General features: G+C 35.1%; 20 protein-coding genes and 1 tRNA gene. 11 read left to right on the forward strand and 10 right to left on the reverse strand.

The features are described 5' to 3' along the window. Positions 1–227: 227 nt before the first annotated feature. Complete coding sequence (locus ACZLXV_RS01960; protein ID WP_022223989.1) at positions 228–449, forward strand: DUF2508 family protein; 222 nt, start codon at positions 228–230, stop codon at positions 447–449. A 19-nt stretch (positions 450–468) separates the two neighbouring features. On the opposite strand, the gene ACZLXV_RS01965 is transcribed toward ACZLXV_RS01960, so the two are convergent. The 5 genes from ACZLXV_RS01965 to ACZLXV_RS01985 form a co-directional block, all read right to left on the reverse strand. Next, positions 469–1,761: a S8 family peptidase gene (locus ACZLXV_RS01965; protein ID WP_482382335.1), complete on the reverse strand. Its 1,293-nt coding sequence runs from the start codon at positions 1,759–1,761 to the stop codon at positions 469–471. Between the two features lie 177 nt (positions 1,762–1,938). Then, positions 1,939–2,637, reverse strand: a complete 699-nt coding sequence (locus ACZLXV_RS01970; RefSeq protein ID WP_022223991.1) for an L-ribulose-5-phosphate 4-epimerase — start codon at positions 2,635–2,637, stop codon at positions 1,939–1,941. A 57-nt stretch (positions 2,638–2,694) separates the two neighbouring features. Further along, positions 2,695–3,108: a hypothetical protein gene (locus tag ACZLXV_RS01975; RefSeq protein WP_022223992.1), complete on the reverse strand. Its 414-nt coding sequence runs from the start codon at positions 3,106–3,108 to the stop codon at positions 2,695–2,697. A 140-nt stretch (positions 3,109–3,248) separates the two neighbouring features. Beyond that, a complete protein-coding gene (locus tag ACZLXV_RS01980; RefSeq protein ID WP_482382336.1) occupies positions 3,249–4,913 on the reverse strand; it encodes a D-alanyl-D-alanine carboxypeptidase family protein in 1,665 nt (554 codons plus the stop codon). Between the two features lie 171 nt (positions 4,914–5,084). Then, positions 5,085–5,156 (reverse strand) — tRNA-Arg (locus ACZLXV_RS01985). Positions 5,157–5,212: 56 nt separating this feature from the next. On the opposite strand from ACZLXV_RS01985, the gene clpX reads away from it, so the two are divergent. Next, positions 5,213–6,685, forward strand: a complete 1,473-nt coding sequence (gene clpX / locus ACZLXV_RS01990; protein ID WP_482382337.1) for an ATP-dependent Clp protease ATP-binding subunit ClpX — start codon at positions 5,213–5,215, stop codon at positions 6,683–6,685. 94 nt (positions 6,686–6,779) lie between these two features. Here the strand turns inward: clpX and ACZLXV_RS01995 are convergent, their stop codons facing one another. Continuing rightward, the gene (locus tag ACZLXV_RS01995) at positions 6,780–8,579 is read right to left on the reverse strand and encodes a DUF885 domain-containing protein (protein ID WP_482382338.1); all 1,800 of its coding nucleotides are present in this window, start codon (positions 8,577–8,579) and stop codon (positions 6,780–6,782) included. A 337-nt stretch (positions 8,580–8,916) separates the two neighbouring features. On the opposite strand from ACZLXV_RS01995, the gene ACZLXV_RS02000 reads away from it, so the two are divergent. The 7 genes from ACZLXV_RS02000 to trmB all read left to right on the forward strand — a co-directional run bounded on the left by ACZLXV_RS02000 (position 8,917) and on the right by trmB (position 13,048). Continuing rightward, positions 8,917–9,153, forward strand: a complete 237-nt coding sequence (locus ACZLXV_RS02000) for a hypothetical protein (RefSeq protein ID WP_482382339.1) — start codon at positions 8,917–8,919, stop codon at positions 9,151–9,153. Between the two features lie 245 nt (positions 9,154–9,398). Then, complete coding sequence (locus ACZLXV_RS02005; protein ID WP_482382340.1) at positions 9,399–9,905, forward strand: spore coat associated protein CotJA; 507 nt, start codon at positions 9,399–9,401, stop codon at positions 9,903–9,905. Continuing rightward, positions 9,902–10,147 (forward strand): spore coat protein CotJB, encoded by a 246-nt coding sequence (locus tag ACZLXV_RS02010; RefSeq protein WP_022223998.1) that lies wholly within the window; start codon positions 9,902–9,904, stop codon positions 10,145–10,147. Before ACZLXV_RS02005 ends, ACZLXV_RS02010 begins: the two co-directional genes overlap by 4 nt. A gap of 77 nt (positions 10,148–10,224) precedes the next feature. Beyond that, positions 10,225–10,836 (forward strand): manganese catalase family protein, encoded by a 612-nt coding sequence (locus tag ACZLXV_RS02015; RefSeq protein WP_482382341.1) that lies wholly within the window; start codon positions 10,225–10,227, stop codon positions 10,834–10,836. Between the two features lie 658 nt (positions 10,837–11,494). Beyond that, positions 11,495–11,746 (forward strand): hypothetical protein, encoded by a 252-nt coding sequence (locus ACZLXV_RS02020; protein ID WP_482382342.1) that lies wholly within the window; start codon positions 11,495–11,497, stop codon positions 11,744–11,746. A 109-nt stretch (positions 11,747–11,855) separates the two neighbouring features. Then, positions 11,856–12,194: a hypothetical protein gene (locus tag ACZLXV_RS02025; protein ID WP_418748483.1), complete on the forward strand. Its 339-nt coding sequence runs from the start codon at positions 11,856–11,858 to the stop codon at positions 12,192–12,194. Positions 12,195–12,394: 200 nt separating this feature from the next. Then, entirely contained in the window at positions 12,395–13,048 is a 654-nt protein-coding gene (trmB, locus tag ACZLXV_RS02030) for a tRNA (guanosine(46)-N7)-methyltransferase TrmB (RefSeq protein ID WP_482382343.1), read from the forward strand. A gap of 158 nt (positions 13,049–13,206) precedes the next feature. Here the strand turns inward: trmB and ACZLXV_RS02035 are convergent, their stop codons facing one another. After that, positions 13,207–14,556: an AI-2E family transporter gene (locus tag ACZLXV_RS02035; protein WP_482382344.1), complete on the reverse strand. Its 1,350-nt coding sequence runs from the start codon at positions 14,554–14,556 to the stop codon at positions 13,207–13,209. 180 nt (positions 14,557–14,736) lie between these two features. Here ACZLXV_RS02035 and ACZLXV_RS02040 point away from each other — a divergent pair, with 180 nt between their 5' ends. Further along, complete coding sequence (locus ACZLXV_RS02040; RefSeq protein ID WP_367334975.1) at positions 14,737–15,291, forward strand: DJ-1 family glyoxalase III; 555 nt, start codon at positions 14,737–14,739, stop codon at positions 15,289–15,291. A 102-nt stretch (positions 15,292–15,393) separates the two neighbouring features. On the opposite strand, the gene ACZLXV_RS02045 is transcribed toward ACZLXV_RS02040, so the two are convergent. Continuing rightward, on the reverse strand, positions 15,394–15,699 hold the full coding sequence (locus tag ACZLXV_RS02045) for a DUF1292 domain-containing protein (RefSeq protein WP_022224518.1): 306 nt from the start codon (positions 15,697–15,699) through the stop codon (positions 15,394–15,396). A gap of 21 nt (positions 15,700–15,720) precedes the next feature. Next, positions 15,721–18,084, reverse strand: coding sequence for a X2-like carbohydrate binding domain-containing protein (locus ACZLXV_RS02050; RefSeq protein WP_482382345.1), 2,364 nt, complete (start codon positions 18,082–18,084; stop codon positions 15,721–15,723). A gap of 284 nt (positions 18,085–18,368) precedes the next feature. Between ACZLXV_RS02050 and ACZLXV_RS02055 the strand changes: the two genes are divergently transcribed. Further along, entirely contained in the window at positions 18,369–19,970 is a 1,602-nt protein-coding gene (locus ACZLXV_RS02055; RefSeq protein ID WP_482382346.1) for an aminotransferase class I/II-fold pyridoxal phosphate-dependent enzyme, read from the forward strand. A gap of 162 nt (positions 19,971–20,132) precedes the next feature. Here ACZLXV_RS02055 and ACZLXV_RS02060 read toward each other — a convergent pair whose 3' ends face one another. Then, positions 20,133–21,878: a methyl-accepting chemotaxis protein gene (locus ACZLXV_RS02060; RefSeq protein ID WP_482382347.1), complete on the reverse strand. Its 1,746-nt coding sequence runs from the start codon at positions 21,876–21,878 to the stop codon at positions 20,133–20,135. Positions 21,879–21,913 lie beyond the last annotated feature (35 nt).

The following is a 21,913-nucleotide window of genomic DNA, read 5'->3' on the forward strand; positions in this document are numbered from 1 at the left end:
TTGAAAACACTCAAAATTTTGTGAATCTTTTTCTAATTTCTGTATATTACGGTACAGGTTTTCACCATAAACAGTACATTTTCTCGTTTTTAAAACTGCTTTCATTTTGTTTTTCCTTTATTTAAAGAATTTATCAAAAAAATTTTTTTAATTTTTTTCTGAAATTGCATATTTTTTCCAATACATGTCTATACTTATATGTAAATGAAACACGAAAGGAGTTTTTTATGATTTTTTCTGGCAAAAAAAGAAACCCTCCTAAAAGAGAAGAGTTTCTGAAAAATGCGCTAAAAGAAACACAAAAAAGTTTTGAAAACGCCTATAAAGGACTTGAAAATGTAGATGATCCCGATCTTATTGATTTGTTTATTTATGAGATAAATGCAGCCAATCTAAGATACAAGGTGCTTTTGCGTGATATCAAAAACTCTGAGACAGGTAAAACATAAACCGTCCGGTAATACTTAATCAGACTCTTCCACGCATGGCTTGAAATACCCCATATAAATCAATACCACCGAAACCACATATTCTGTTAGGAACATCAACACCCGTATTTATCGAACCACGGATAAGATATTTCTTAATTGATACTGTATCCATTGTTATATTATTTCCTCTTACTATTCCCCATTCCATCAAAAGTGCTGCTGCCCCGGCTGTTATTGCCGTAGCAGCACTTGAGCCACTCATATATCCGTATCTTGCCTGTGATATATCACTTTTTTCTTTCCTGTCTGATATTATACCTGCCATCGGTCCAAAAATATCTATCCCCGGACTGCAAATATCTGGTTTTACATATCCTGACCGTGTGTATCCACGGCTAGAATCGGCTACTGCACTTGTCGTATACGAATTATAATAGGCATTTGACAAAAGAGCTATGTTGTTAGCCGGATTACATATTGTAACATCCGGGTCACTTTCCAAAAAAAATGTGTCATTTGATATAAAGTTTCTTATTGGAAGCCACATATCAAAATAACCATCCCCTCTATTATCATTAAATACTCTTATTTTCCATGTTCCCGGTTCAACTGAACTAAATCTTAATCTTACACATTCGTCACCACTCTCATATGCCGTTATCAGATAGTCAATATCAATTATTGTTTTTTCCAAAATAAAACTTATTCTTTGCTGTTCTCCAATCTTTGCAATTGTTTTTCCGCTGTACTCACCACTCGGTGAAATAATTCCTATAGCATAAAGATTTGGTGAATCAGCCCACAATTCAATTGTAAATCCCGCATCATTTCCTGTTCTTAACTCAACTTCCACATCGTCTCCCGACCGTAAAAGTCCACTTCTGTAATGATGACCAACATTTGCCTCATTTCCACATGCCGTTACCGCACAGACTCCACTGTAATTTCCTATACTTTCAAGATATTCTCCCAGACATCCCCCTCTTTCATGCCCACCTATATTCGTTCCGATCCCAAAACATATAATAAGCGGTTTCCCAGCCTTTACAGCTTTCTGCCAAAGATACTTTATTCCAAGCATTATATCCTGTTCACCATAAGCGATTTTATCATTACCAATACGAAAGTATTCTTTCAGACTCTTTTTTGCTTCACGGCATTTTACGACACATATGTCGGCAAGCGGGGCAACACCTGAAAAGTTTCTCTCGTCTATCTTGTTCCCGCATGCAACCCCGGCAAGGAATGTTCCATGACCATTTAAATCTACACTCGGCACTATGTTTTTGGGATTGTCAGACATAAGAGCTTCATCAATATCACTTCTCAAATATTCTGCTCCGAACAAAAATCCATCCGGTATTTTTCCGCTTTTCATATTTTGAGGTGTAATGGTCTGATCCCAGATAGAATATATTCTGCTCGTTCCGTCAGCATCCAAAAAAACGGGGTGACCGTAGTCTATCCCCGCTGGTGTGTGATTTAATATACTTTTTATATTTAATCTTTATTTGCCCTGTCCATAGTATGCATTAGCACCATGTTTACGATAATAATGCTTATCCTGAAGCTCCTGTGGAGCAGGCTGTATTCTTGGATTTATTGTCTCAGCACGATATGCCATCTTTCCGACTTCCTCAAGAACTACTGCATTGTGGACTGCTTCGTGTGCATCTTTTCCCCATGCAAACGGTCCGTGATTTTTGCAAAGTACGGCAGGAACGGCAACAGGATCAAGATTTCTTGCGTTAAACTCGCTTACGATAAGCTTTCCTGTGTTTTCTTCATATGCATCCTCAATCTCCTCTTTTGTAAGGCAGCGTACACATGGAACCTCACCGTAAATATAATCTGCATGTGTTGTTCCGTAACATGGAATTCCTCTTCCTGCCTGTGCCCAGCTTGTAGCATATGATGAATGAGTATGTACAACTCCTCCGATGTCCTTAAATGCCTTGTAAAGTTCTACATGTGTTGCAGTATCTGATGAAGGGTTGTATTTTCCTTCTACCTTATTTCCGTTAAGGTCAACAAGTACCATATCATCAGGTGTAAGTTTGTCGTAATCAACACCGCTTGGCTTGATTGCAAAAATTCCGCTCTCTCTGTCAATTTCACTTACATTTCCCCATGTAAATGTTACAAGACCGTACTTTGGTAAAAGCATATTTGCCTCATAAACTCTTTTCTTTAATTCCTCTAACATGTTTTTTCCTCCTTCTCAAGTGAAAGTTATTTAAAAATATTATAGAAAAAGCTAAATTTATTTAGATTTTTCTATATTAAAGGTCTGTAACAAGTTTAACTCAAAACTCAGGCAATGTAAAGACTTTCCTTGAAACTTTCGCACCGCATCCCCCGTATCTATAAAACCTACCATTACGCCCTGACCATACATCGATAAATTAGGCTGATTTCTGACTTTTGTAATACCTGCCGATGCAAGGACAGGCTCCGATGACATAAGCCCATAACATGCCGGTATAAAAAAAGCTCCGTTATTCACATTACTGCTGACTTTATTTCCTCTGACGTATGCAATGGCAAACCTCTCTGAGATTATCTGGTAACACCCCTCGCCGTATTTATCTGTGAGAAAATTTTCATCTCCGTAATATTCCACAATATATTCCTGATATTCCTGTGAAACCGCCGCTTCCATACACAATTTATTCATTACAAATATCTCCTCCGCTTATTTATGCTTCTTATAATAAAATGATATGATGCAGGGTCAAAATATCTTTTGACCCTTGCATCATTATATTATTTTATGAAAAATAAAGACCGAAGTGACATCTCACTTCGGTCTGTTGTTTAAAAGTCAAAGAAGTTTTTACCAAAACTTTCTCTTGTATTTTTACGTTTTCTTGAATAGCTTGCACTTTTTCTTCCTGAATTTTTATTCTTATTCGATGTTGCAGATTTCTTTTCATAATGTTTACTGTGATTTCTTCTCACATTCTTTTTAGCTGAGTCTCTTTTGTTTTGTCTAACTTTTTTGGCATGATTTTTTCTGCCTCTCTTGCTCTGATACCCTCCATGTCTTTTTCTGCTTCTTGATGCAACTATTGACTTGCCTGTAAAAGCAAAAATTATAAACATAACCAGAACAATAATAACTAAAAGTATGACAACTGAAAGAACAGGATTATCAAATATGAAACTGATAAGATTGTAAATTCCTCCTGAAATCCCATCTCTGATACCGGTAAATATCTTCCTGAATATTGACGGATTTGCATTTGTCTTTTCGATAGCTTTAATCTCTTTATTTACAACCTTTCTTGATGCCTCATCAAGATGTGTTTTCTTTGTACTGTCATATATTATATTACTTGAACCCACAGTCTTTCCTGCATAAGTATAGGTCACTTTTCCGATAATATTTTTTCCGTTTTTGATTTTTACATTCTTATTGTATACAATCTTTTGTTTAGCCTTTGAAAGCTTAACATTGTTTGGCAGCACTACACTTGATTCGTCTTCAAATCTTACAGGCGAATTTGAGCTGTTAAAGAAGCTTCCGTAATTGTTAAACAAATCCTGATTTATCTTTGAATCAACCTCTCCTACATTATATTTCTTGTATTTTCCAAAACAATAATTGAGAAGTTTTATTGTATCTGTATATTGATTAGGCTCACCATATTTCTGGCTTGTCGATTTCATGACAACGCACACAAGCTGCATACCGTCTTTTTCCGCAAAAGTCACAAGCGTATTTCCGGCAGCATTTGTAAATCCTGTCTTTCCGCCTATACAGTATTTGTAACCATACTGTGGATACTCATCCGGATTTATGGCTTCATGATGATTAAGCCATATTCTCTTTGTCTTGTGCTTATTTGTTTTTGCACATGTATATCTCGGTGTATTACAAACTTTTCTGAATACGGAATTTTTAAGTGCAGCCCTTCCAATCATCGCCATATCATATGCCGTTGTATAATGATTTGGGTCAGGAAGTCCATTTGGGTTATTAAAATGTGTATCTTTAAGACCAAGCTTTTTTACACGCTTATTCATAAGATTGACAAAATTCTTTACACTCCCTGAGACATGCTCTGCTGCTGCAAGACAAACTTCATTTGCCGACTCAAGCATAATAGCATAAAGACACTGTTCCATCGACATTTTCTCTCCGGGCTCGGAATATACTGTCGAATCACCTGAACTTATTCCGTATGCAGCCTCTTTCGAGAACTTGACAGTATCACTCGGCAAACTGTTTTCCGCTGCAAGCAGTGCCGTAAGAATCTTAGTAATACTTGCCGGATAGCGTTTTTCATGTATATTCTTTCCATATAATACAGTGCCGGTAGACACTTCCACAACAATCGCCGAACCACTTACAAAACTGCTCTTTGAAGGTCCCTTAGGCCACTCATCTGTCTTAGCTTGTACATTTACTCCTGATACTAAACTGCAGCATAATATTACTATAGCCATAAATGATGATATGATTCTTTTTATTTTCATAAAGCCCCCCGCTTCCTATGTAAATCGCACATCTACCGTGCATAAAACTTCCGTATCTTCATTTTTAAATTATTAATATTCTTTTAAAATCTAAAAAAAGACTAATCTTTTAGTAAGTTTCATTGCATATTTAACAAATATAATATATCATTATACATACCGTCAAAAAAACACTCCCAGTAGGAATCGAACCTACAACTGCCCCTTAGGAGGGGGCTGTTATATCCATTTAACTATGGGAGCACACAAAACATATTTTAGCATACTGTGACTTAGTAGTCAAGAAAAGGAGATAATTTATGTCAGACAATAACAACAATAATAATAATGATGATAATATAGAAAATACAAACAATTCAAATAATAACAACGATAATTATGAAGAGGTCTGCTATATATGCCGCCGCCCTGAAAGCAAAGCGGGTAAAATGATACATATTCCAAATAATATATGTATCTGTAATGATTGTATGCAGAAAACTTTTGATTCCATGAACAACATGAATCTTAACGGTACTTTCCCTAATATGCCTTATATGGATATGTTCGGTTTTGGCATGCCGAATATGCCAAGTGGTGACGGAATACCAAATTCCCAGAAAATCAAGAAAAAAAAACCGGCTGAAAAGAAAAAAACTGAAAATGTACAGACAGAAGTGTTTGATATAAAGCATCTTCCTGCTCCACATATTATAAAATCAAAACTTGATGAATATGTTGTCGGTCAGGAATTTGCCAAAAAGGTAATGTCTGTTGCCGTTTACAACCATTATAAAAGAGTTTTATCAGACAATATTGAAGAAGATGACGGCATCGAAATTGAAAAATCAAATATGCTGATGGTTGGCCCTACAGGATGTGGTAAAACTTACCTTGTTAAGACTCTTGCCAAAATTCTTCAGGTTCCTCTTGCAATTACTGATGCAACTTCACTTACAGAAGCCGGATATATAGGTGATGACGTTGAAAGTGTTCTCTCAAAACTTCTCGCAGCTGCCGACAATGATGTTGAGAAAGCAGAACATGGAATTATTTTTATAGACGAAATTGACAAAATTGCAAAAAAAAGAAATACAAACAGCAGAGATGTAAGTGGCGAATCCGTACAGCAGGGAATGCTTAAACTTCTTGAGGGAAGTGATGTTGAAGTTCCTGTCGGTGCAACAAGCAAAAATGCAATGGTACCTCTCACAACAGTAAACACAAGAAATATCCTGTTTATCTGCGGCGGTGCCTTCCCTGAACTCGAAAAAGTTATCAAAAACAGACTCACAAAACAGTCATCTATCGGTTTTGAAGCTGAACTTAAAGACAAATATGATAAAGACGAGAACATACTCGCAAAAGTTACAACCGAAGACCTCAGAGAATTTGGTATGATTCCTGAATTTTTGGGACGTCTTCCTATAGTATTTGCTCTGCAGACAATGACTGAGGATATGCTTGTACAGATACTTACCCAGCCTAAAAATGCTATCTTAAAACAGTACAAAAAATTACTTGCACTTGATGAGGTTGACCTTAAATTTGATGACGATGCCGTTCATTGCATAGCTAAAAAAGCTCTCGAAAAAAATACCGGTGCACGAGCACTGCGTGCCATTATCGAAGATTTTATGCTTGACATAATGTATGAAATTCCAAAGGATGATATGATAGGAAGAGTTACTATTACCGAGGAGTATATAAACCATAAGGGTTCACCTCTTATAGAAATGCGTGAGAGCGGCGAAGCTAAAATCCTGACACAGAGAGAACTTCCGGAAGCATAATTTTAATCTGTTTATAAATAATATGCCCGATAATGACTATTTTCGACTTTTCAAATCGTTAATATTCGCTATCGGGCTGTTTTATTCACTATTTTTAAATTGTCTGTTGTTTTATCCATTTATCCAATTGTTCATTTAATAATTTAAACGGTGCTTCTCCCATTGCAAGTATAAATTCGTGAAACTTTTTTGGTGTAAACTTTTTTCCAAGTTTCTTTTCTGCTTTCTGATACATCTGCTCAATTTCCAAATACCCTATTGTATATTTGAGATAATTAGCCGGTTCTGACACTATGCTGTCATATACCGTTTTGCTCTGTTCCAGATTAAAACCATATGCAGAAAGATACTTTGTGAGCTTAGATAAATCCCAGCCATTATAATTTATTCCTATATCTGCTTTCGCATATATGCACAGAGTAGCTGCCGTATTTTCACTAAGTATCTCTGCTGTTTCTTTGTCAAGCCCGGCATATTTATAACTGTACAGTTCCGCATAAGTCCCCCAGCCCTCTACATAGCCGCCCACATTTACTATACTCCTGAATGGAGCAGGTGATTTTGAATAAAAATAGCAGTTCTGATAGAGATGTCCCGGATAACTCTCATGTGCTATTGTAGTAAATGCTTTACTTAAATCATATTTTTTATTTCCGTTAAGATACACAACATTATTATTATAATTATCTATTGCCGGCGTGAGATAAAATGCCGGACTAAGACTTTCCTCAAGTGAACTGTCAACATATTTAACCTGATAATTTATATCATCGGGCAATGCCGGAAAATCTTCTTTCATTGCCTTTTTTAAATGCTCTATAACTTCTTTGGGTTTTGTATACTTGTATTTAACATTTATGGCATTTTCATAAACTTTTGAATTTTTTGCAATTATTTCCGATATGTTTTTATGTGCATCTTTTAACTTTTTGTCAGTGAGAATTTCCATTTCACTTACACTTCTGTTAGAACCTGTTTTTACTTTTGCAAGATACTCATAATATTTCTTTCCGTTTTTAAATCCGCAAAGACCCCCATTATTTTTTCCCGTGCCTTTAAGAGCATTCAAGCCGTCAATAAGCGTTCTGTATGCCGGAATAACTTTATTTATAACCGCACTTTTATTCTGAGCAATAAATTTATTTTTTTTCTCTGTACTTAACCCTTGCAAAGCCGCAAGCCTGTTTTCAAATGTCGTGATAAGATAATTGTTCTCCGTATTTTTTATAAATGCACTGCACTGTTTTACCACAAGCTCTACATTGGAATCACTCATAAACAAACCCTTGCCGGCTTTGTATTTTTCATATTCCATAATATCCTTAAAATAGTCAGGAACAAGATTTAACAGTTTAATATAATCTTCTACATCCTTTATCGAATAAAAATTATATTCAACCAGAAGTACAGGAAGCTGTGCCTGAACCCCTGAAGTTTCACTCAAACATTCATCATACCCCTGATAATCTGAAGATTCCAGATTTATATCAATCATATACTCGGCAAGGTCATACATAAACTGCTGCGATTTCGTCAGCTTATCATAATTAAAACTTCTAAGTGTTGCTTTTGTATTCTCGTATACCGAATATGTACTATGCTGTTCATTCTCATCTGCACTTCCAAAACTGACCTCAATATTATCAAGTCCATAGATTTTTTTATTCTTTAATGTATAATTTAATGTCAACGTGTCATTTGATACGTTATCAATGAAAAGCTGATTTAAAAATGCATCAAAATCCTCCTGCATTTTTTTAACACTTCTCGAATTGTCATAGTTCACGTTTTCCTGCAAAACACTGATTACAGAAAAATAATTTCCTTTTATTGCTCCAAATGCAAACAATCCAAAAAGCACCGCTATTAAAATTTTAGTCAGCTTATTTTTCAATTTATTTCACCACCTTTTTTATATATTTACTTTAAATTGCCATATTTTATGTGTAGAATGAATGAATAATTAACAAATGTTACAAAAGTTTAGAAAAACGATTAGATATTTCGTATATTACCCAGCCGAAATAATCGACATTTTTTTACATATAAAGTTAAAATACTTTATTTTTTTGTATATACTTTTCTCTGCAAACATGTTAATATAAATATATCAAGGGATGCGTTCAGCAATAAAAGCATACTTTTGGTATTACTCGTAACATTAAACATAATTATGGTTAATGCACTTTAAACCTATAAATATCAGTGCAGAAATGAGGTTATCCAGCCATATGCTTGCAGAACAGAATACTTTATCCACGAAATCCGCTAATACATACGAAAATATACTTTTGGGATTTTTTAAGATTTTTAAGACAGATACAACACTAAATCCAATCAATTATATTGTTTCAAACTTTGACATCCATGACGAGACTATTCCGGACTATATCCCTTTTTTAATAAACTTTAACCATTCGGAATACCTTTTAAACATTTTGATATGGGATTATGAACAGCTCTGCTAATCAAAATCCCATTTTACTTTTTTAAATGTTTTTATCTAATTTTTTAATGTTTCTATCTGAATTTTTAATATTTTTACTCTGAAATATTTCTTGAATTTTAATCTGAATAACAGTCCTTATTAACTTTTGCACTTTAAACAGTCATGTAACATATTGTCTGATTTTTCATATAAATATATGGATTAGATATATAAGTATATTCTAATTTATAAAATATATGATTCTGATAACGAAAGGAATTTTATATGAATAATATGAATTTCAGACGACAAACAAATTGTCAGAGCTGTGGAAACTGCCGACAGCAGAATAATGTATCTGACTCTGACCGCTGCTGCAACAAACCTGTCATTGAACCAAGAAATGACAACAAGGGATGTGGCCGCCAGATGGGTTCGCAGTGCAGCAACAAACCTGTCATTGAACCAAGAAATGACAACAAGGGATGTGGCCGCCAGATGGGTTCGCAGTGCAGCAACGGCTGCAACAGGCAGAATGTAAACCCTATTCAAAATAATTGTAACTGTAATAATATGCAGTCTGTAACTAATGAAAATTGTGCAGAAGCAATTTCTCATATTGATATGCATAACATTCCTATAGGAATCGGATATGTTCCATGGCAAAAATGGAGAAAGATAAATGCACTCTGTGACGGTCTTTCACAGGGAACAATTTTCAAAGAATTATCTTTACCTTTCTATGGTTGTATTCCAAATGGTTTTTGCAATAATAAAGGAGGTACAAGATGAACAGAGAAAAGCATAATCTTTTAGCCTATATCACTCAGGTAAGCTTCGCAATGGATGACACGGTTTTATTTCTTGACACTCATCCCTGTGACAAAGAAGCCCTTTGTTATTACGAGCAGCTAAAAAAAGAAAGAAGAGATGCTGTAAGAGAATATACGCAAAAATACGGACCTCTCTCAAAATATGACGTTGAAGATTCCTGCTATTGGGAATGGGTAAAAGACCCATGGCCTTGGGAGTAAAGGAGCACCGTTCTGCTCCGGCAAAATCAAAATAATATATTAAAAATCTTTGCGATTGTCGCAGAAATGAGGAATTTATGTTTAATTATGAGAAGCGATTGCAATATCCCGTTAATATAACAAGGTGTGATCCAAAGGCAGCTATGGTAATTATAAGTCAATACGGTGGTCCTGATGGCGAGGCCGGTGCGGCATTACGTTATCTTTCCCAGCGCTACAGCATGGTTGACCGTCGTGTTATGGGAACCCTTACTGATATTGGCACTGAAGAACTTGGACACCTTGAAATCGTTGCAACTATCATCAGACAGCTTACAAAAAATCTTACACCAGAAGAAATCAAAGCCTCCGGATTTGATAAATATTATATTGACCACACACTTGCCATTTGGCCGCAGGCTGCAAGCGGTGAACCTTTTAGTGCAAGCCAGTTCCAGAGCACAGGTGATACAATCACCGACCTTTACGAAGATATGGCGGCGGAACAAAAAGCCCGTTTGACATATGACAATATTCTCCGCATTGTCAAAGACCCGGAAGTCGCTGACCCTATCCGTTTTCTTCGTGAAAGAGAAATCGTTCATTTCCAGAGATTCGGCGAATGTTTAAGACGCACTCAGGAAAATCTTGACTGCCGAAACTTCTATGCTTTTAATCATCAGATTGATAAGAAGAGCTGTGGAAAATAGCATAACAAAGACTCTATGTCTAAACATTATGCCCTAAGTTAACACCCCCATTTGAAATGGGGGTGTATTATTTTGCTATTATATCTATTTAATTCTTTTAAAAATCAAATCTAGGATATAAAGCAGCTTCAAACACTGCTCAAAGAAAAATACGACCATCTTTTATTTCACCCGAACGTCATGGAAATGGCTTACCACAGAGGGAATAACACCTGTTATAGACATAAGAAATATGTGGCAGTGAGATTAAACAAAGCAGTTTAAAGATACGAATATAGTTTATAACTACAAAGGAAAAGTATATTACATAACTGACAGTGGGAAAGAAATAGAATTACTATATAAGGGTTATGATAAAAGCAGGGATAGTCAGAGATATGGTTTTCATCCTAAATATGAGGATAAAAGGATATTCAGGATACCATTAAAAACAGACCCGCGTATATTTACAAAAGTGGCAAGAAACTCAAAAAAATGGACTGGCAAGGTATACTGCATTAAAGTAGCCACAGCGAAAATAATTCCTATAACTATTGACTTTTTTATCTACACTCCTATACTGTAAGTAAGTTGCCATTGCAACCAGTACAACGAAAATTAAATCTTTGATATATTGACCATATTCGTTGTACCAGTACTAATAAGGAGGCTGATTATTATGAAAAAGAAACTTTATTCAATTACTTTATCATTATGCCTTGTATCAAGTATTGCACTTGCACCTTTAAACACTACAAGTACAACTACCGCACTGGCTAAAGCAAAATCTGTTTATTATGTTCCGGGTTCCAGTTACGCATATCATTCAACCCGTAACTGTCGTACATTAAAACGAAGCAAAACTATTAAAAAAATATCTCTAAAAAAAGCTAAAGCTTTAAAACTTAGAGCCTGCAAGGTTTGTCATTAATCTTAAATATTATAACAAATTCTAAACAAGCCTTTGTTATTTACAACAGAGGCTTGCAATTATTTAAAATAAAAAAAATAATAAACGCAGTCAAAAAACGAGGATTAAAATGAACAAAATATTCAAAAATATAGATAAACTACTGGAAACTGATTTAGCAAAAAACTCAATTAAAGTAATAGATAATTCAGGATATACTATAGGAAAAATAGAACCTGTTGCCATAGAAAGCTGCATGACTCCCGGCACTTTCAGAATAACACCTGTCTCCATAAAAAATGAAAATGAAAGTATAATTTTTAATAATGGAAGAGATAAACTGAAAATTTTGGTGAAGGATTTTGAGGATGGAACAGTTATAGTACAAACAGACGAATTTATACCTCAAACCACAAAAGCAAAAAGTCAGTGTACCAGCTGTACCAATTGTGGAAGATGCAGTTGGTAACCAGCCTATGATATTAAGCCTTCCATGCCAAAATAAGTGGAAATTGTCTTAACAGATATTTAAATGGAAAGTAGGCCTCCGCTTGCAATATTCCGCTTTTTTATGTAATATTAGTTGTAATGTGTTTTTCTGCTAATCATATTATAAATAGGTTAGCAACGCTTTTTATCTGCATTAATTTTAAATATCGGAGGATTTTTATGCGACTTAGAAATGTAAAAGGTTCTCAGAAAAAAATTCTTGAAAACCCTTATACTATACAAACTGATGGAACAAACGGCGAAGATTATAAAGGTCTTTGGAACAAAAAAATTTTCAAAAATGACAACCCTATTCATATTGAAATAGGTATGGGTAAAGGGCAGTTTATTATGGGCCTTGCTTCAAACAATCCTGACATAAACTATATCGGTATTGAAAAATATTCAAGCGTTCTTGTCCGTGCTCTTGATAAAAGAGAAAATCTTGAAACAGATAACCTTATGTTTCTTAGAATGGACGCCGAGGATATTGCAGAATATTTTGCCCCTGAAGAAGTTTCAAGAATTTACCTAAACTTTTCAGACCCTTGGCCAAAAGACCGTCATGCCAAAAGACGTCTTACATCCTCACAGTTTCTTGCCAGATATGACAAAATTCTTGCTAAGGATGGACATATTCAGTTCAAGACAGATAATCGTCCCCTTTTTGATTTTTCTCTTGAAGAAATAAAAGAAGCCGGATGGATAATTGATATGTACGATTTTGATTTACACAAAAATGGTCCGGCTAAAGATAATATCATGACAGAATACGAGGAAAAATTCTTCAATCAGAGTAAGCCTATCTGTAAATTAATATGTCACAGAGAATAATACTATATACAATTACTATTCCCATATTTTATGGAAGACGATATATTTTGAAACTACTTTAAAATTAAGACTGCCGCTAAACAAGTAACGGCAGTCTTTTTATTAAAATTATTTTTAATCTTTTCACTATCTATTTTTTTACTCATCTTTTGAATTTTTCACTCATCCAATGCTTCTACTTTTTTCCCACGCAGCCTATATGATATTATCTTGTTTAACAAAAACGCTAATACTGCTACTACCGGAACTCCTATAAACATTCCTACCACTCCAAAGTAAGCACCTCCGACTGTTATTCCAAATATAACCCATATCGGACTGAGCCCCGTTGATTGTCCCAAAAGTCTCGGTCCCAAAATCAGACCATCAAACTGTTGAAGTACAAATATCATTATGACAAATATAAGTGCATCTTTCGGACTTGTACAAAGATATATCAATGTTCCCGGCACTGCCCCGATAAACGGACCAAAGTACGGAATCATATTTGTTATTCCGACTATTACGCTTATGAGTACCGTATAAGGCAAACGTAAGACATTCATTATCACAAAGCATAAGCAGCCTATTATAAGTGAATCAATTGCCTTACTTATAAGAAAGGCACTAAATATATCGTTGCATTCTCCAAATGTCTTACATATTGTATCTCCCTTTTTCTCACTGAATATTGAGTATACAAGTCTTTTTCCTTGATATTTAAACTTTTCTCTTTCTACAATCATGTACATTGATATAATCAATGCCAGTAAAATATTTATTACTACCTTTACAATCGAAACTGATACTGAAAATACCATAGGAATCACATTTCCAACTACATTTGTTCCATATTTTATAAGATTCGGAACCATCTCATTCAATCTTTCACTTATATAGTCTGTATCTATCTCAGGATATTTTTCATGCAAATCAGCTAAAAATTTAATAGTTTTATTGTACACGACAGGAATGTTTCCCGTAAGTTCAGCAACACTGTCTCCTATTTGCGGAATTACAAACACAAAAGCTATTGTAATAAAACCTATAAGCAATACATACGAGATAAACAATGACAACAACCTGACCGCCTTCTCATATTTTTTCCCTTCCACATGTTTTTCAAACAGTCCGTATATCTTTTCAAAAAGTGGTGAAACAAAATAAGCAATTATTACTGCTACAAAAAACGGTGACAACACTTTGCAAAAGTTCATTGCAAACGCTTTTGTCGCTCCCCAGTTTTGAAGCATTATAAAAATAATGGCTCCCCAGAATATAACAAATAACGCATATAAACATACTTTCAAATACTTCTTATCAAAATTAAACCATCCGACGGTTTCTCTTTCTGCTTTTCCATTTAACAGATAAAGCTTTTTTTCACTGTGAAAAACACTGTCTGAAGTATTCTCTTTTTCACATTTGTCCCTATCTTCTTTCTCTAAATCATTCTTTGAGATTTTGGAGATTTGTCCTTCATTGCTTTTGTCTAACTGATTTTTGTTTTCTTCTTCGCCGTCAACCATAAATATGCTCCTCCATTATTTTATATCCCTTTAATGTTTTTAATCTTTGTATTATAATAATAACAAATCACAGATTTTTTAAAAGTACTGTTTTGCAAAATTAAGCAAATTTTAATTTTATGCTTTAAATGCAGCAATACAGCATACAACATTTTATTTTAATTATGGAGGTAATATTTTATGACAGACGCACTTATTTTTTTAGCACCGGGATATGAAGAAGTTGAAATGCTCACGGTTGTTGATATGGTTCGCCGTGCCGGACTTACAATAGACATGGTTTCCATCACTGATTCCCTTGAAGTAACAAGCTCACACAATGTTACCATAAAAGCTGATAAACTATTTAAAGATGCTGATTTCGACAGTGCAAAAATGATAATTCTTCCGGGTGGTATTCCGGGAACACCAAATCTTTTAGCATTCAAACCACTTACTGATAAAATTTTAGAGTTTAAAGAAAACGGAAAACTTCTCTCTGCTGTTTGTGCCGCTCCTACGGTTTACGGTGAACTTGGAATTTTAAAAGAAAACAAAGCGACCTGCTATCCCGGAATGGAAGCAAAACTGAATTGTGCCAAACACCTTGAAGAACCTGTTGTTATTGACGGTCAATTCACAACCAGCCGTGGAATGGGTACATGCATTGAATTTGCAGGTGCTATTATCGAACGCCTTAAAGATAAGGAAACAGCCGAAGATGTAAAAGCTAAAATTGTATATAATATAAAATAGTATGATGCAAGAGTCAAAAGCTGATAAACATTTAATAATCTAAGACATCAATTAGGGGGCAAAATTTAATTTGCCCCCTACATTAATTTTTGCTTTCTTTTTTTACTGCTGTTCCATCATCCTGCTCCATGCTCTTGCATCAAGCTTTTCTTCATATGCATCCGCTGCTGCATCATATTCTTCCTCGTCATCTATGTCTTCCATCTCAAAGTCATCGTTGCCTAAATCTTTAAGTCTGAATACATAATATTCCGTAACATTTTCAACATCGCCCGGAATTGCAGCGCAATAAGTTTTTCCATTTACTTCATAGATTTCATCAATATAAAAATCTTTATCGACACCATCTTCATCCGTAAGTGTAACTACTGTTTCCTCGTATCCATAATCGTTATTTTTCTTTGCCATAATAGTAATAGCCTCCAATTATTATTTTACTGTTATATTTATTTTTTTTGCATATCCATTTCTAGCATATACATATATTTTACATTTGCCCTTTTTCTTAGCTTTAATCTTTCCTGTTTTTGATACAGTTGCAATTTTCTTATCATCAGATGCATATCTTAATCTTCTTGCATGCTTATTTGAAAGATGTTTCTTCTTTTTGTCAACCAGCACTGTTTCTGCCTTGATCCCGATAGTCTTTCCAACCTTTAATGCATAAAATTTTTTTGGAATTTTAACTTTCTTTACATTTGTCCACTTTGCATTTTTCCTTCCAACTACATGTGCTGTTATGGTTTTTCCTATATTATACTTTTGTCCGTTAACTATGGTATAGGCAGATACATAAATCTTATAATTCTTTTTAAGATTCAGTTTTTTTCCATTGACCTTTTTTATCTTAATTTTTCCTGCCTTTCCGGATTTAACAATATTTTGTGATTTCTTTGTATATTTTTTATCACACTCCTGAACATATATAACATATCCTGTTGAACTTTTCAGTTTGCCCCACGACACAACAAGCATATCCTTAACCTGAGATACCTTAAATCCTGCATTCAGTTTGATTTTATTTTTTTTAACATCAAATTGTAGAATTTGATTATCATCATCATTTCCGCTGTTACCATCTGTTTTTCCATTATTGTTGTCGTTTCCGTCATCACTATTGTTATCATTACCATTGTCAATAGCCGCATTTTCTACTTTGACTTTAAATGATGTGTCACTTAACAATTTTTCATCATCATGTTCATATTCATAATCACCCAGTCTATATGAAACTCCGAATTCATGTTCCCCTATTTCTAAATTCTCGAGATACCGGCTTTTCAATATAACTGTTCCATCCTCTGACATAGCATAATCAGTTCCATTAGTCAGTTCATCATTGCCGTTTTTTAACTTTTTGACAATATTTCCATTTAATTCAAGTTCAACTTTACAATCCTCACCGGATGATTTTACATATGTTGCACTGTCTGATTTTTGTACGGTATCTTTGTACAAAGTTATACCATTTGATGATATATAGTTACTGTTTCCCATAGAATCGCTAAGTTTTGCGTAAACCACATTTTTTCCTGTATCTTCTATATAAAATTCGTCCTCATATACTTTCCACAAATCCTTATTAAGTTTTATCAAATCATTTCTTGAGAGAACTTTATCAGATATATAATATTTAATCTGTGCTACATCACTGACAATATTTGTCGGCACTATGCTTACCTTAGCTTTATCTTTTAACAAAATTTTGAAGTTAAAATCTTTGCAAAAAATTTCCCATTTATTATCATCAACGCTAATCTGTCCGGAAAGTGCAGGTTCATAAGGCGTAGATGAATACTGTGGTGCCTCTGTTGGCACTGCTGTCACCTGCGGTGTCTCTGTTGGTATCGGTGTCTCTGTTGGTACTGTTGTCTTCGTTGGCACCGGTGTCTCCGTTGGTACTGTTGTCTTCGTTGGTACCGGTGTGTTTGTCGGTGCTGCCGTTTGCTCTGGCAGCTCTGTCGGACTTGGTGTCGATGTGGCACCTACCTCTTCAGGACCCTTTACAACCAGTGTGGCTTTAGGGTGACTGGAAACATATTCCTCTGTTTCCTGCGTTGTGGCCTGTATTACAAACCTTCCCGGCTTCGTAACAGTAAGCATACTTCCTGTTATATATCCTTCTCCTGTTGTCGGTTCATTATCATAATTCATGTCAACAATAGTGTAACTTTCAACCGGACCTGCATTTTTATCAAAACTAAACATTCCTAATGCTTCTATATCTATAGGATTTCCATCATATACAACTGTTGCTTTAGAAGTTCCATTGGAAATAGAACCTTTTCCTGTGGTAACACTTGCTGTAACTGTCAGACTGCCGTCACTGTTTCTTGCACAACTATTAGCTCTGCCATTTCCTATACTGTATGAAACCGAGTCCGCATAACGTATATTATGCTCTCCGGCACTTGGAGGAGCAATCTCTATCTTCGCTGTATAGTTCTTGTTATATCCTGCAATTGTTCCGGCATCAACTTTTTTACCGTCCAAATACCACTCTACACTTGTTACACTCCCTTTTCCTTCATTGCAGCTTGCCGCATTACGTATCGGCTGCTTCTTTTCAGGTTCAGCTACATATAAATTTATGCTCCCGATTATCAACGTATCAGTATCTTTATCATAGCTGTCACTATACTTGTAATATCCAAACTGATGCACCCATGCCGGAACTTCTTCATCTGCTTTTACGCATATTCCGGCTTCCATTATATATGACACTGAAATACTCAGCACCAGAAATAACGACATCATTTTTCTTTTAATTGTTTTTAACTTTTTTCTCTTCATAATTTTAATACCCCTTTTTTTATTCATACAGTTCTAATAATAACCTAATCTGCAATTACAGTGCAACATATTTTTCAAACTAAACCACTTATTTTTCAAACCTTGTGCATAACTTTGATTTTTGAATCTTATATATATTCTTCGCAATTTTGAACTTTTATAATTTGCTTTTTCTCTTTGAACTTTGTTCAATTCCCCTCAAAAAATATATTGAACTTTTTTTGAACTTACGTTATAATTCCAAATATAAAGTTCACCTAATATATTTACAAATGGAGGTCATTATGAACAAAACAGAAAGTGTAGCCGCCCGTCTGGGTTATATTATGAAACAGCGTGGTCTGAAACAGGTTGATGTGCTTAATCTCACAAAACCATACTGTGAAAAATATCATGTTAAACTGGCAAAAAATTATTTAAGCCAGTATTGCAACGGTAAAAATGAACCCGGAAAAGACATTTTAAATGTTCTTAGTCTTGCACTTGATGTAAATCCCTTGTGGCTTCAAGGTTTTGATGTACCGCAGACTTCAACTGATATGACCGGTTCAGATAATATAACTGCAGAGAATGTTGAAGCGAACAATACGAACACCGCTTTTAATATAAATGTAAATAACGGCTCTTTAGCTAATAACAACAATTTAACGCAAAACGGAGGATATACAAAAATGAAATCTTTTAAAAAATCTTCAAAACTTGACAATGTACTTTACGATGTAAGAGGCCCTGTTCTTGACGAGGCAAACCGCATGGAGGCTGAAGGCTCAAAAATCCTTAAACTTAACATCGGAAATCCTGCTCCTTTCGGTTTTGAGGCTCCTGAGGAAGTTCTTATCGATATGCGTCATGAACTCGAATATTCACAGGGTTATTCAGATTCAAAGGGAATATATACAGCAAGAAAAGCTATTATGCAGTATGCCCAGCTTAAAAACCTGCCTAATGTAACAATAAATGATATTTATACCGGAAACGGTGTAAGCGAACTTATCAACCTTTGTATGCAGGCCTTACTTGACAATGGAGACGAGATACTTATTCCTTCACCTGATTACCCTCTTTGGACTGCTACTGCAACACTTGCAGGCGGAAAAGCCGTACATTATATCTGTGATGAACAATCTGAGTGGTATCCTGATATTGAAGATATGAGAAAAAAAATTACAGATAAAACAAAAGCCATTGTTATTATCAATCCAAACAACCCTACAGGTGCATTGTATCCAAAGGAAATACTTGAACAAATAGTTGAACTTGCAAGAGAACATCAGCTTATGATTTTCTCTGATGAAATTTATGATAGGCTTGTCATGGATGGTCAGAAACATATTTCAATTGCGTCTCTTGCACCTGATTTATTCTGTATTACATTCAGCGGTCTCTCAAAATCACACATGATTGCCGGTTTCAGAATCGGATGGATGGTTTTAAGCGGACGAAAAGATATTGCAAAAGATTACATTGAAGGTCTTAATATGCTGTCAAATATGAGACTTTGTTCAAATGTTCCTGCACAGTCCATAGTACAGACTGCTCTAGGCGGCTACCAGAGTGTTGAAACTTATATACAGCCGGGCGGAAGAATTTATGAGCAAAGAGAATTTATTTATAAAGCATTAAATGACATTCCCGGAGTATCAGCCGTTAAGCCAAAAGCAGCTTTTTATATCTTCCCTAAACTGGATATGAAAAAGTTTAATATACTGAATGACGAAAAATTTGCAATAGATTTCCTTCGTGAAAAGAAAGTTTTAATAGTACCGGGAAGTGGCTTTAACTGGATCAGTCCCGACCACTTCCGTATTGTATATCTGCCACAGCTTTCAGTTCTTGAAAAATCTATGGACGGATTAAAAGATTTCCTTACACATTATCATCAATAAAATGTAATTGTTTTTAATGTCATAGAAATGGCTATTATACGACAAATTGACGGCTCTCGCCTCGAAGAAAACATGTGTCGTATAATAGCCAATTTCTATGACTGCACATATAAAAAAATCTATACACAGAGTAAATTATTGCCTGCTCAAAAAACTCAATTTCTACGAAACCTTGAATTTCTTAACATTCTCATTTAACTGCACAGCTATCTCATCCAGCATATTTGCGTTTTGCGAAACATCATCCATAATAGACCCAACCTCACTTGCTGACGCAGATGTTTCCTCTGCACTTGCTGCATTCTCTTCCGCTATCGCTGAAAGACTTTGCACTACATCAACAACATTTGATCTTGCATCATCAAGCTTCGTTGTTTTATCAATGATACTTTCTACACTCTCAATTGATTCTGCAATTCCTTTTTCTACACTCTTAAATGCTTTTTCTGTCTGTGAAACATTCTCACTCTGCCGGTTCATTACTTCCTTGACTTCTTCCATTGTTTGTACACTTTCCTGCGCATCATTTACGAGTTCATTAATGACTTCCGTAATCTGCGTAGTCGCATCACCTGACTGCTCAGCAAGTTTCTGTATCTGGTTTGCAACAACTGCAAATCCCCGTCCCTGCTCTCCTGCCCTTGCTGCCTCTATGCTCGCATTAAGCGACAAAAGCGTTGTTTCTTCTGCTATTTCCGAAATCATATCTGTTGCAACTTTAATTTTTACAGCAGACTCATTTGTCTTTTGTGTCTGCTCCCCTATTATCTGTATTGCATCCATTGTCTTTATATTGATTTCTTCAAGTTCCGCTAAAATGCTCATCGCATTTTCACCTGCTTTACGCATAACTGCCGCATTCTCACCAAGCATACTTACTTCTTTCGAAGTCTCTTCTATCATATTCCCCATGACAATAACGTTTTCTGTTGCCGACTGTGTCTCCTGTGCCTGAGACGTCGCACCATCCGCTATTCCCGTAATTGCTGTTTCTACCTGTTCAGCTGCTGTTGAAGATTCACTTGCACTCTTATTAAGCGTCTTAGCCGCCTCCTGAAGCTTATCACTATATGCAGAAATCTTAGACATAACATCCACTATAATATTTCTAAAGTCGGCAAATGAACGTATCATAACACCTACTTCATCTTTTCTCCTCAACATTTTTTTATCCGCAGAATTGTCTTCACTAAAATCAAGTTCTCCCAATCTCTTAACGGTATCTGTAGCATGTATAATTGGAGCCACTATATGTCTTGTGACAAATACAGAAATAATAAGACATACAATAAGTGCAAATATACTTCCCTTTACAATTGCAGACACTATTGATGTTAATCCCGACATAATCTCTGTTTTTTCTGCATTTACAACCATCACAAATTCTTTATTTTTTCCTACATAAATGCCTGCATATTTTTTTTGACCATTAAATGTATATTCTATCACTTCCGGCTTTGGTCTGTCGCCTGACTTTAGTTTTGCAACCACTTCTTTTACAACTGCATTTTCTACACTCTTACCTATCTTTTCAGCAGTAGGATGGTAAAGCATAGTTCCGTCTGCATCTACTATATACGAATAACTTCCGTCAACATTTTTTATCGCTACATTGCCTATAAGTCTTTTTAAATTTCCTGTTGTCATAATCGAATCATATGATGACATTCTGATTTCATTGTCAATTCCTTCACCTGCAACAGTCGCTATATCAACTATATAATTTGATGTAATATCTGATATATCTGATGACACCCTCGGAATGACCGTCCAAAGATTAAGAAGCACAGTCAATAATACAGCTCCAAATACAAGCAGTAATATCTTTGCTTTTACCGAATTCCAAAAATTAATTTTAAAATCATCTTTTTTATTCGCACCTTTTTTTTCCTTATTTTGATTGCTCATACACTATCCTCCGTTCAACACTTTTTCAAATTTAT

The organism is Butyribacter sp. (assembly GCF_056818865.1).